Origin of the sequence: Agrobacterium sp. CNPSo 2736, assembly GCF_004005385.1 — a bacterium.
Lineage (GTDB): Bacteria > Pseudomonadota > Alphaproteobacteria > Rhizobiales > Rhizobiaceae > Agrobacterium > Agrobacterium leguminum.
Window position 1 is genome coordinate 1 of the sequence record NZ_RZTX01000035.1, and the last position, 11,256, is coordinate 11,256.

11 protein-coding genes are annotated in these 11,256 nt (G+C 59.1%); 8 read left to right on the plus strand and 3 right to left on the minus strand.

Annotated features, from left to right (window positions below):
* The coding region (locus EM858_RS26420) for a transposase (RefSeq protein WP_164865578.1) at positions 1 to 222 on the minus strand (222 nt) is incomplete at its 3' end.
* A 104-nt stretch (positions 223 to 326) separates the two neighbouring features.
* Complete coding sequence (locus EM858_RS26425) at positions 327 to 1,427, minus strand: NAD(P)-dependent alcohol dehydrogenase (RefSeq protein WP_127758506.1); 1,101 nt, start codon at positions 1,425 to 1,427, stop codon at positions 327 to 329.
* 49 nt (positions 1,428 to 1,476) lie between these two features.
* Here EM858_RS26425 and EM858_RS26430 point away from each other — a divergent pair, with 49 nt between their 5' ends.
* Both EM858_RS26430 and EM858_RS26435 read left to right on the plus strand, forming a co-directional pair.
* Positions 1,477 to 1,935 (plus strand): MarR family transcriptional regulator, encoded by a 459-nt coding sequence (locus EM858_RS26430; protein WP_127758507.1) that lies wholly within the window; start codon positions 1,477 to 1,479, stop codon positions 1,933 to 1,935.
* A gap of 40 nt (positions 1,936 to 1,975) precedes the next feature.
* Complete coding sequence (locus EM858_RS26435; protein WP_127758508.1) at positions 1,976 to 2,734, plus strand: SDR family oxidoreductase; 759 nt, start codon at positions 1,976 to 1,978, stop codon at positions 2,732 to 2,734.
* 88 nt (positions 2,735 to 2,822) lie between these two features.
* On the opposite strand, the gene EM858_RS26440 is transcribed toward EM858_RS26435, so the two are convergent.
* Complete coding sequence (locus tag EM858_RS26440) at positions 2,823 to 3,716, minus strand: AraC family transcriptional regulator (RefSeq protein ID WP_164865579.1); 894 nt, start codon at positions 3,714 to 3,716, stop codon at positions 2,823 to 2,825.
* 430 nt (positions 3,717 to 4,146) lie between these two features.
* Between EM858_RS26440 and EM858_RS26445 the strand changes: the two genes are divergently transcribed.
* The 6 genes from EM858_RS26445 to EM858_RS26470 all read left to right on the plus strand — a co-directional run.
* Positions 4,147 to 5,478: an MFS transporter gene (locus tag EM858_RS26445; RefSeq protein WP_127758510.1), complete on the plus strand. Its 1,332-nt coding sequence runs from the start codon at positions 4,147 to 4,149 to the stop codon at positions 5,476 to 5,478.
* 37 nt (positions 5,479 to 5,515) lie between these two features.
* Positions 5,516 to 6,964: an aldehyde dehydrogenase gene (locus EM858_RS26450; RefSeq protein WP_127758511.1), complete on the plus strand. Its 1,449-nt coding sequence runs from the start codon at positions 5,516 to 5,518 to the stop codon at positions 6,962 to 6,964.
* Positions 6,965 to 7,000: 36 nt separating this feature from the next.
* The gene (mdlC, locus tag EM858_RS26455; protein ID WP_127758512.1) at positions 7,001 to 8,644 is read left to right on the plus strand and encodes a benzoylformate decarboxylase; all 1,644 of its coding nucleotides are present in this window, start codon (positions 7,001 to 7,003) and stop codon (positions 8,642 to 8,644) included.
* A complete protein-coding gene (locus tag EM858_RS26460; RefSeq protein WP_127758513.1) occupies positions 8,641 to 9,849 on the plus strand; it encodes a flavin-dependent oxidoreductase in 1,209 nt (402 codons plus the stop codon). Before mdlC ends, EM858_RS26460 begins: the two co-directional genes overlap by 4 nt.
* 3 nt (positions 9,850 to 9,852) lie before the next feature.
* Positions 9,853 to 10,935: a maleylacetate reductase gene (locus tag EM858_RS26465; protein WP_127758514.1), complete on the plus strand. Its 1,083-nt coding sequence runs from the start codon at positions 9,853 to 9,855 to the stop codon at positions 10,933 to 10,935.
* Between the two features lie 15 nt (positions 10,936 to 10,950).
* On the plus strand, positions 10,951 to 11,256 hold a 306-nt coding region (locus EM858_RS26470), incomplete at its 3' end, for a dioxygenase (RefSeq protein WP_280960154.1).

An 11,256-nucleotide genomic window follows, 5' to 3' on the forward strand; every position in this document is an offset into this window, starting at 1 on the left:
CTCAAGCGGACTGGCGTCCCAAATCCCATCCGAGATGAAATGATGCAGACGGTCGTAGTGATCGGGCGCAAGGCGTTCCGCCATCGGCTCGATACTCTTGCGATCACCCGGTCCGATCAGGCCTGAAATATATACCGGGCACATATGCCGCCGCTTTTTGTGACCAAGCTTCTCAACGAACGGCTTCAGCCAATCCGCCAGTGCAATATCCTGCTCCACCATCCACCGCACCCCTTTTGAGGGGCCAAAGATGGCCGATCATCGTTAACCGTCGGTTAATCTGCCAAAGTAGTGCTAGAGATGTGTCGCCACGCCTCTCTCTACTTTCACTCCTCGGGCATCAGCAGTACCGGCTTGATCGCGCTACCATCGGTCGCGTCGGACCACGCAAGTGCGATGTCAGAAAACTCGTAGGTCTTAATCAGCCGATCGAATGGGAATCGTCCTTGGCGCCAGTATTCGATCAACATGGGAATGAAGGTGTGTGGGTTAGCTGAGCCACCAATTATGCCTTGCAGCTTTCGTCCACCGGACAGTAGATAACCCGCATCGGCCGCCCAGTAACCGTGCGGGGCGACGGCGATGCCGCAAGTACCTTCCACTGCGAGGCAGGCCACAGCCGACGTGTAAACACTCGGGTGAGCGGCCGTGACGAAAGAGAAATCGAAGCCGTCCGGCAAGATTGCACGCAGTGCGTTATCAACATTTTCGTCCGAAGGCACGGTATCGCTTGCGCCAAGCTCCACGGCCAGCTCCAAGCGTGTCGCATTGACATCTACGGCGACGATCCGTGAAGCACCCGCCAGCTTGGCTGCCATGATCGCAGCCAATCCCACGCCACCCGTACCGTAAACCACCACCGATTGCCCTGGCCGCACTTTGAGTGCCTCGATGATCGAGCCCGCACCGGTGATCATCCCGCAGGCCAACGGTCCGAGCAGGTGTAGTGGAACATCTTTGGGAACACGCACGGCCGTGCGTGCCGAGGCTATGGCATACGTTCCGAATGAGGACTGTCCGAAGAAGTAGCCCGCAATGGGCTGGCCATTCTGGCTGATTGGGGAACTGCCGTCCAGGCGAGCGCCACCGAAGCCGGCCAACATGGCGTGTCGGCAATAGGTCGGGCGGGCGGACATGCAACTCGGGCACTCGCCACAGGATCCACCCGACAGTACGACATGATCTCCTACGTGCAAGGTTGTTACCCCCACGCCGATAGCTTCCACGATACCAGCCCCTTCGTGTCCGAGCACAATGGGCTTGGGCACTGCCAGTCCGCGCCCCGCGTGACTGTTGATGTCGGTATGGCAAATGCCGGTCGCCACGATGCGCACTAGCACCTCGTGTGCACGCGGGTCTTCAAGCTCAACCTCCTCAAGGTGCGGAACGGGGGTTTCAGCTCGCGATACGGCAGCGGTAATGATCATGTTGACCTCCTCTTTAACTATGGTAATATAGCTATGATTTCATAAATAGGTGCCTGACGTCAACGTGACTGACAAAAGAATAAGCTCGCCTGATCCGCTCGTTGAACTCGCCGATGTTACCCTGCGCGTCGCGCGCAAACTGCGAGGCTATCCACTGCAGGATCCGCAGATCGTTCCGCTAAGCCAATTGGAGTGCCTGGTGCTACTACACGTGGAGCGGTATCCGGGAGTTACGCCGGGTGATCTCGGCGAAGAACTAAGATTGCGTTCTAGCAATGCTAGTACCGCACTGCGCGGGCTTGTCGAAAAAAGTCAGCTAGAGCGGCGAGCGGACGAGTCGGATGGCCGGATCGCGCGCCTGTTTCTCACACCTCAAGCGAAACACTCCATCAAAACCGTTCGTGATACGTGGCGTGGTTTATTAGCTCAGGCAGGCTTGTCCGGGAGCGATGTTCTAATCACTCTTCGTACCCTGACTGCCCTCGACACCTCTCTCGCCGAGCCGTGACGCTCGTTTTTGTTTTTCCCAACCGTTGTAAGGAGATGTCATGATACAACCTCGTCGCGCGATTGTCGTAGGGGGAGCTGGCGGTATCGGAGGCGCTACGGTTCATGCACTAGATCAGCAGGGCTATCGCATCGTCGTTGCGGATTTCGACTTCGCCCGCGCCCAGAAGGTTCTCGACCAACTTCAGGGAAAGGATCACGAAGCCGTCAGACTGGATGTCACCGAACCGCAAACCATCGTTGCCGCGTTCGACGCCATTGAGGCGAGCGACCCGGCCAGTATCCTCGTGGTTGCCTCGGGGGGGCCGACCTCCAGCCTGGAGCACGCCGGCACTATAGCTACAGCAAAGCTGTCGGACTGGGACAAGGCTTTGGCCCTCAATCTCACAGGCGTATTCAATTGCCTTCAGGCATTTGCACGTCTGCGCTTGGCAGCACCGTTGCCGGATGCTCGGGTCGTCATCGTGGGCTCTACGGCCGGCCATTTGGCGGGTAATGGCACAGACGTGGCTTATTCAGTCTCCAAAGCCGGCTTGTTGGGGTTGGCCCGGCAAGCTGCTGTCGATCTCGCGCCAGCAGGTATAACGGTCAACATCGTGTCCCCGGGGCCAGTTGCCACACCGGAATTGTTCCGTAACACGAACGAACAGATACGAACCGGCATCGCTGCACTCTCCGTATTCAAGCGACTGGCCACGCCGGAAGAGGTAGGCGCCGGGATTGTTTACCTGTTGTCGCGGGAAGCGGCGTTTATCACCGGTGCAACGCTTGACATTAACGGCGGCTCCCTCATGAGGTAAAAGCACTTACCACAAAGAACAACTGACCCGCATGAGAGAATTCATAAATGGCGTCGGTTGCGGCGGCTGGGTTGGGCCTGATGCCGTCTTATTCTGCCTGCTTCGCGGCACGCATTCGGCTACGAAATATTGTGGGCTTCTCACCCGCCAACTGCGTGAAGAAGCGTGTAAAATACGACGGCGTTGAAAAGTTTAGCCGGTAGGCGATCTGTGCAATGGGAAGGTCGGTAAATACTATAAGACGCCGCGCTTCAAGCAGCAATCGGTCATGAATGATCTCGCCCGCGCTCCGGCCCGTCGCAGCCTTGACGCATCTGGTCAAATAGGTCGAAGTGACCGAAAGCTCCGCTGCGTAGTCACCGACCGACCGGTTTTTCAGATGATCGCGGTCAACGAGCGCCTCAAAACGAGTGACCAGTTTTAAGCGAGGGATTCGCGCCAAGGTCTCATGTGACCGAACCGTTCGCAAAATACGATGTATGCGCACCAAAATAATTCGGAATAATCCTTCGAGGATTGCACTCCTCTCTTCCCCCCAAAACCCATGCTCAACCTCGACGTCCTCGAACAACGCTCGTATCGGCAAAAGATCGTGTTCCAGATTTTCGCCGGATAGGGTGATCGGGCGTGAGATCCACGAAGCGATCCACGGCATTGTCGCTGCAAGCCTGACCAAGTCGAGACTGGGCACGGTAATAACCCAGCCGCGAATATCCTCGGGATAGTCGAAGCCATGACTTACCAGCGGGGGCATCCAGACCAACGCCGGCGGTTGAATGCGAGTTTCCTCAAAGTCGATTTGGCTCGCAACTGGCCTGTTCCAGAAAAGAAAGATCTGCGTCAATCCCTCGTGATAATGGGGCTCGACGCGCCAGCCGTGGATGTGCCTACGTTCCGAGATGCGTTCGCAATTAAGAAAGCCGACATGTTGCGAGGCATCCCCGAGGACGAAGCGATCACGGTCGAGTAAGGGTTCGGGCATGTCAAATCCCTGTTTGAAAAAGTGACATTTATTGTCACCTATGTGCATTGAGGTGTGCAAGCTGAAAAGGCACTTTCCAAAAGTCAAAAAAGTGCAGTTGTGACAGGAGACGCTCACTCCTGCCAATGACCGCGGAGGAGAAGCACATGAACGCGAGAATCCAGACATCCCGCAGATCGACTTTGAGTTTTGCCTTTGGGCAACGCAAGCGCTCATAGATGTTACCGAGGCTGCGCAACGGGCGTTGCAACCGCAACTAACCCTTCGGACCGTACCGGACGCGCCCGGATCGGAAAGCACGCTCAGGACCGTACAGCCTGATCAGCCGTCATAGTGCAATAACTCAGCCCGCGGTCCTGCCGCCGGGTGCGGATAGTCTCGCGCATGACCCGCGCCAGGGCTTCCGTTTCATTGTAATCGGGAGGAGCCGATGTCTACAGACAAGACCTTTTCTTACAGCAAGGGTGTAGCGAAGCTAAGCCAGGAGGGTTCCTCTGCACGCCGCCGTATTCTCGTCGCCGGGACCATCGGCACCACCATCGAATGGTATGATTTCTTTCTCTACGGGCTGATTGCGCCAATCGTTTTCGACAGGCTGTTCTTTCCGAAGTTCGACCAGCTGACCTCGACCATGGCTGTTTTTGCCACGTTCGCGGTCGGTTTTCTGGCGCGCCCTCTGGGCGGGTTGGTGTTTGGCCATTTCGGAGATCGCGCCGGTCGAAAATCCGTGCTGCTCGTGACGTTGTTGATCATGGGCCTATCGACAATGTTCATCGGCCTTTTGCCCACCTATTCCCAGGTAGGTGTTTTAGCGACCGCGGCATTGGTGCTTCTGCGGTTTCTGCAGGGATTTGCCCTAGGCGGTGAGTCTACAGCGGCTAGTCTGATGGCCATTGAAACCGCCCCCAGCGATCGTCGAGGCTTCGCGGCCGCGATAATTCAGGCGGCGGGGCCGCTTGGCGTCGTTCTTGCTTCGCTGGCAGCAATGGCGATTGCCAGTCTGTCCGAACCAGATCTTCTTTCCTGGGGCTGGAGAATACCCTTCCTGATCAGCGGCATTCTAGTCGGTATTGGCATTTATATTCGTATTCGGATCGAGGAAAGTTCCGCATTTCGCCAGGCGACGACTCGGACGGTGCAGCCTCCGAAAGTACCAGCGCTCGAAGCTATCAGGTCCTATCCGCGGCCAATTCTCGCTGTACTTGTCGCAGAGGCGGCGCAAACCTCCTTCTTTTATCTGACGGCTATATTCACCCTTTCTTTCGCAACCCGCCAGTTGGGTGTCAGCAAAGAGGTAATGACGCAAGCGGTGCTATTGGCCAATATCGTCGCGCTGATCGCCATGCCAGTTATCGGCAGTTGGTCGGACAGGACGGGACGCAAGCGTCTCTTTCTCGCGGGCCTGGCATTGGCGTCGCTTTCCATGCTGGTTTTCTACGGCTTGCTCGCCACGCAGAATGTGGTCCTTGTCATGGGCGCGGTGATCATCGCCGCAGGCATCATTCATCCTCTGATGTTCAGCACCGAAGGCAGCTACTTCCCGGAACTGTTTCCGACGCACGTCCGCTTCAGCGGTGTGTCGATCGGCAAGCAGATGGGGACCGTCCTAGGCGGCGGCCTCGCTCCCCTGATCGCAACCGCACTTTACGCGGCCACAGGCAGTACATGGTCGATTGTCATCTACTATCTCGTTCTCGCCGCCGCCGCCGCAATTGCTTTGCGTTTCGTCCACGAAACTAAAGACGAACCGCTATCTCATTGAATATGAAAGAGTTATTACATTAAAATGGGAGGAAACCATGAATGTCAATCTTCTGATCGGTGACCAGGATCTGCTTTCAAGCAATGGCAGGACGTTTGACCGCACCAACCCCTTGTCGAGGGAGGTTGCTACGACGGCGCCCGCGGCAACGGTGGAGGACGCGGACGCGGCGGTGTCCGCGGCAGTAGCAGCCTACCCCGCATGGTCGGCACTTGGCCCGAATGACCGCCGCATGCTGCTTCTGAAGGCTGCCGAGGTCTTCGAAGGGATGCGCGACGAATTCGTCCGCACGATGATTGCCGAAATCGGCACGACGGATGTGTGGGCTTCATTCAACGTCAAGCTCGCGAGCGGCATGCTGCGCGAGGCCGCATCATTGACAACACAGATTAAAGGAGAAGTAATCCCGTCGGACAAGCCCGGCTGTATAGCCACGGCGGTTCGGCAGGCGGCAGGCGTTTGCCTCGGCATCGCACCATGGAACGCCCCGATCATCCTTGGTGTTCGCGCGGTCGCGACACCTCTGGCCTGCGGAAACACAGTCATCCTCAAGGCTTCGGAAATCTGCCCTGGCACTCACCGTTTGATCGGCGAGGTGTTCCGCGAAGCGGGCTTCCCCGCAGGCGTCGTCAACGTCATCACCAACGCCCCGGAGGATGCGCCGGCCATTGTCGAAAGGCTGATCGCGAATCCGGCCGTCAAACGCATCAATTTCACCGGTTCCACCCGTGTCGGCCGGATCATCGGTGAGCTTGCCGGCCGCCACCTCAAGCCGGTGGTGCTGGAACTGGGCGGCAAGGCGCCACTGATCGTGCTTGATGATGCCGATCTCGATGCCGCTGTTGAAGCCGTCGCTTTCGGTGCCTTCATAAATCAGGGACAGGTCTGCATGTCGACGGAGCGGGTCATCGTTGATGCGGCGGTTGCCGATCGTTTCGTCGAAAAACTCGCCGCCAAGGCGACGGGCTTGCCTGCCGGAGACCCGCGCTCCGGACCCGTGGTAATCGGATCGCTCGTCGATGAAGCTCCGGCAAAACGGGTCGTCGATCTAATAGATGACGCCATCAGCAAGGGTGCCAAGCGAGTTGCCGGTGGCGAACGTTCGGGTACTGTAGTTCCTGCGACTGTTCTTGACCATGTGACGGATGCGATGCGGATTTATAGTGAGGAGAGTTTTGGTCCGGTCGTGTCGGTGATCCGTGCCGAAGGTATTGACGATGCAATTCGCCTCGCTAATGACAGCGAATACGGTCTCTCCGCCGCGGTGTTCGGCCGGGACGTCGCTCGTGCCCTCACCGTCGCCAGACGCATCGAATCCGGCATCTGCCATGTGAACGGCCCGACCGTACATGACGAAGCGCAGATGCCGTTCGGCGGCGTGAAGGGATCAGGCTTCGGGCGCTTCGGCGGCCAGGCAGGGATTGCCGAGTTTACCGAGTTGCGCTGGATCACGATCGAGACCGAGCCGCAACATTACCCCTTCTAACAATATTCAGCTCAGGTCACGAAGAGATTCAGAAATATGGACACCCACAATCTCACTGTCCGGGAGGCAACGCTTGACGTGTTGCGCTCCTTCGGGGTCGACCGGATTTTTGGTAATCCAGGCTCGACCGAACTTGCATTTCTGCACGATTGGCCCACGGACATCGATTACGTCCTGGGCCTTCAGGAGGCTTGCGTCGTCGGCATGGCGGACGGCTATGCCCAGGCAACCGGGCGGCCAGCCTTTGTCAACCTCCACTCGGCGGCGGGCCTCGGCCACGCTCTCGGCAATCTGTTCACGGCGTTTCGCAACAAGACGCCGCTCGTCGTGACTGCTGGTCAGCAGGCCCGCAGCATCCTGCCGCTCAGGCCCTATCTGTTTGCCGAGGAAGCCGCCCAGTTTCCGAAGCCGTATGTGAAGTGGAGTATCGAGCCGGCCAGGGCGGAAGATGTTCCCGCCGCGATCGCGAAGGCGTTCCGGATTTCCATGCAACATCCCCGGGGGCCGACATTTGTCTCGGTTCCGTCTGATGACTGGGCTCGCACAGCCCCCGTCGTTCCCATGCGCTCCATCGCCAGCGAATTTGGGCCCGACACCGCGGCGATCAAGCGTCTTGCCGAGGTGATCGCGAAGGCGAAGAGACCCGTCTTTGTCGTTGGACCGGATGTGGACCGTAATAGTGCCGTCGGTCTGATGGTCGCGATAGCTGAGCGCGCCAAGGCCGCTGTCTGGGCAAGTCCGATGTCGAGCCGAGCGAGCTTTCCCGAGCGCCATCCGCTTTTCGCGGGATTTCTGCATGCCGCGCCCGGCGCGCTTGCCAAAGCCTTGCGGGACGCGGATCTTATCGCCGTTTTTGGCGCTCCGGTTTTCACATTTCACGTGGAAGGATATTGCGATCTCTTTGGTAATGGGACGCCTATCTGGCAGATCACGGACGACCCGTCCGAGGCTGCGACGTCGCCGGTCGGAGAAAGCCTGATCGGCACGATGCCGAAATCCCTCGCGGCGCTCCTGGCGGCATTGCCTGAGACGACGGAAAGGCAGCTCCCCGCTCCCCTGCGAATTCCGCCGGCACCACCATCGGCAACGCCAATTCCGCCTGGGTTTGCCCTCAGCCGACTTTGTCAGCTTCTGCCGCCAGATGCTATTGTGGTAGAGGAAGCGCCATCACATCGGCCAGCAATTCAGGCCTATTTTCCCATGCGGGGAGCCGACAGCTTTTACACAATGGCAAGCGGCGGACTGGGATACAGCCTTCCGGCCTCGGTGGGTGTTGCTCTCGCACGCCCCGGGAGGCGCATCGTGTGTCTGATCGGTGACGGGTCGGCGATGTATTCGATCCAGGGAATATGGACGGCGGCGCAGCGCAGCCTGCCGATCACTTTCGTGGTCATGAACAATTCCGGTTATGGCGCCATGCGATTTTTCAGCCGGATCATGCAGGCCGAACGACCACCCGGCATTGATCTGCCAGGGCTTGACTTCGTTTCGCTCGCCTGCGGGTTCGGATGCTCGGCGCAGCGCGTGACGGCACCTGAGCATCTGGATCACGCATTCACTCAGGCTTTCACCCATAACGGACCTTCCCTCATCGACATCGCGGTCGATGAAGCTGTCTCGATCCTTTTCGAAGAACGTAAACAGGAAGAGACCACACCTTCCAAGGAGACAACCAAATGAAGATCGTAATTGCCGGTGCCGGTATCGGTGGCCTTGCTGCCGCACTTTGCCTTCATGAAAAAGGCTTTGAGGTTCAGCTGTTTGAAGCGGTAGATGCACTACAGCCACTCGGCGTCGGGATCAATGTCATGCCGCACGCCTCAGGCGTACTGTTCGGATTGGAGCTTGGCAACGCGCTCGATGACATTGCAATCCGCACCCGGGCGATCGAGTACCGCACCCGTTTTGGCCATCTCATCCAGTCGGACCCGCGGTGTGTCGAGGCCGGGTTTGAGTATCCGCAGTACTCGGTGCATCGTGGTGAGCTGCAGTTCCTTCTGCTGGATACGGTCCGCGACCGTCTCGGCCACAACGCAGTCATCACCGGTAAAGCCGTTTCCGGCTTCGAACAGGATAATCGGGGTGTTCGCGTCAGCTTTCATGACGGGTCATTCTGTGAAGGAGACCTCCTGGTGGGCGCGGACGGCTTCAGGTCGAGGGTGCGCCAACAGCTTCATCCAGATGAGGGACCAGCCCGTTATGAAGGAACGATGATGTGGCGGGGGGCCAATCTGCAGGCGCCATTCGCCGATGGCCGGACCATGTTCATCGCCGGCGACCACGACGTGAAATTCGTTTGTTATCCGATCAGCGGTCGCGCGGCCCACGACGGCAAAGCACTTATCAACTGGGTGGCCGAGGTTCGTCACGACAATCCACGTGCGGCCGAGGAAGCAGACTGGACGCGGGAGGCTGATCGCGATTTTATCTCCGAATATCTCGGCTTCCATATGCCCGATCTCGATATTACGACGCTTCTCACAAACACTCAGAAAATCACGCAATACCCGATGATCGACCGTGATCCGCTGCCATGGTGGACCCTCGGTCGCGTGACACTTCTTGGAGACGCTGCACATCCGATGTATCCGATGGGAGCCAACGGGGCGTCGCAGGCAATTCTTGACGGCCGGGCGCTCGCGGATGCACTGGCTGCACAGCCGGGACCGGCGGGGCTTGCTGCCTATGAGGCGATACGTCGCCCGATCACCACCAACGTCGTAATAAACAATCGCAAGTCCGGCCCCGAGCGGGTGTTGGACATTGCAGCGTCACGGGTTAAAGGCCCGGACGACCGGATCGAGGACCTCATCTCTGCCGCCGAGCTCGAAGAGGTCGCGGCGAGCTACCGCCAGGTTGCTGGCTTCCTGAAGAAAGCGGTATGATTGATGAAGACCTTTTATGCCGGTTTTGAAGCGGGACATCCTCCAGTGAAGGTGGGCCTCGGCGTCGGTATTCGGCACGAGGTTGGCGCTGAATTAAAGACGCTCGGGCTGCGGAAGGCGCTTGTACTGACGACGCCGCAACAGGCCCCCCAGGGTGAAGCCCTGCTATCGGCTCTGGGGCCTCTAGGTCATGGTCTTTTCAGCGACGCTGCCATGCACACACCGCTCGACATCACGATGGCAGCAATTGATGCCGCGGCTGGCGCCGATTGCCTTGTGGCGATCGGCGGCGGATCGACGATTGGTCTGGGCAAGGCTATTGCTCTACGCAAGGGTCTGCCGCAGATCGTCCTGCCGACGACCTATGCGGGATCGGAGGCGACGCCGGTCCTCGGCCAGACCGAAAACGGCGTGAAGGAAACGCTCCGTTCCCCGAAGGTCCGACCGGAAGTGATCCTCTATGATCCCGAACTCGTGGCAACGCTTCCGGTCACCATGACGGTGACCAGCGGGCTCAACGCGATCGCACACGCCATCGAAGCGCTCTACGCGCGGGACAGCAACCCGCTCTCCGACCAGCTTGCGCTTGGCGGCATCCGCGCCTTCGTCAGCGGCCTGCCGGGCGTGGTGGCGGCGCCGGGCGATCTCGCCGCCCGCGAGGAAACGCTTTTCGGCTCGTGGCTTTGCGGGACGGTTCTCGCCCAGGTCGGCATGGCGCTGCATCACAAGCTCTGTCACACACTGGGCGGACGCTTCAATCTGCCGCATGCCGAAACGCACGCGATCCTGCTGCCCCACACGGCGGGCTACAACGAGGTGGCGGTGTCGGCTGCGCTGGCTCCGGTCGCAGAGCTCCTCGGCGGGCCGGTCGGCGGAGGGCTTTATGACTTCGCCGCCTCCCTCGGTGCACCGCAGGCGCTCAGAGCGCTCGGCGTAGTGGAGACGGACCTCGACGAGGCCGCTGAGCTCGCGGTCAGGAACCCCTATTGGAACCCCAGGCCCATTGAGAAGGCCGGAATCCGGGCGCTACTGCAAGGCGCATGGGAAGGAAGCCGTCCCCGGTCGCTGAGCTGCTTCGGACGATGATTACGGAGGAATGAAATGTCATCCTATTTTACCGAGGAAGGCTCGGTCGAGGCCGTAAACGCTCGCATGGGGCCGGGCACAAACCCGCGCCTTGCCGAAGTGATGGCGTGTCTCGTCAAACATCTGCATGCCTTTGCGAAGGAAATTCAGCTGACCCAGGAGGAATGGGAAACCGGCATCGATTTCCTGACGAAGACCGGGCAGATCTGCAGCCAGGAACGGCAGGAGTTCATCCTGCTGTCCGATACGCTCGGCTTTTCCATGCTGGTCGACGCCATCAACAATCGCCGGCCGGCGGGGGCAACGGAAAACACGGTGTTC

Coding starts and splice junctions, on each gene's coding strand:
- EM858_RS26425 (WP_127758506.1), bottom strand. CDS start 1,427: ATGATCATTACCGCTGCCGTATCGCGAGCTGAAACCCCCGTTCCGCAC.
- EM858_RS26435 (WP_127758508.1), top strand. CDS start 1,976: ATGATACAACCTCGTCGCGCGATTGTCGTAGGGGGAGCTGGCGGTATC.
- EM858_RS26440 (WP_164865579.1), bottom strand. CDS start 3,716: ATGCCCGAACCCTTACTCGACCGTGATCGCTTCGTCCTCGGGGATGCC.
- EM858_RS26445 (WP_127758510.1), top strand. CDS start 4,147: ATGTCTACAGACAAGACCTTTTCTTACAGCAAGGGTGTAGCGAAGCTA.
- EM858_RS26450 (WP_127758511.1), top strand. CDS start 5,516: ATGAATGTCAATCTTCTGATCGGTGACCAGGATCTGCTTTCAAGCAAT.
- mdlC (WP_127758512.1), top strand. CDS start 7,001: ATGGACACCCACAATCTCACTGTCCGGGAGGCAACGCTTGACGTGTTG.
- EM858_RS26460 (WP_127758513.1), top strand. CDS start 8,641: ATGAAGATCGTAATTGCCGGTGCCGGTATCGGTGGCCTTGCTGCCGCA.
- EM858_RS26465 (WP_127758514.1), top strand. CDS start 9,853: ATGAAGACCTTTTATGCCGGTTTTGAAGCGGGACATCCTCCAGTGAAG.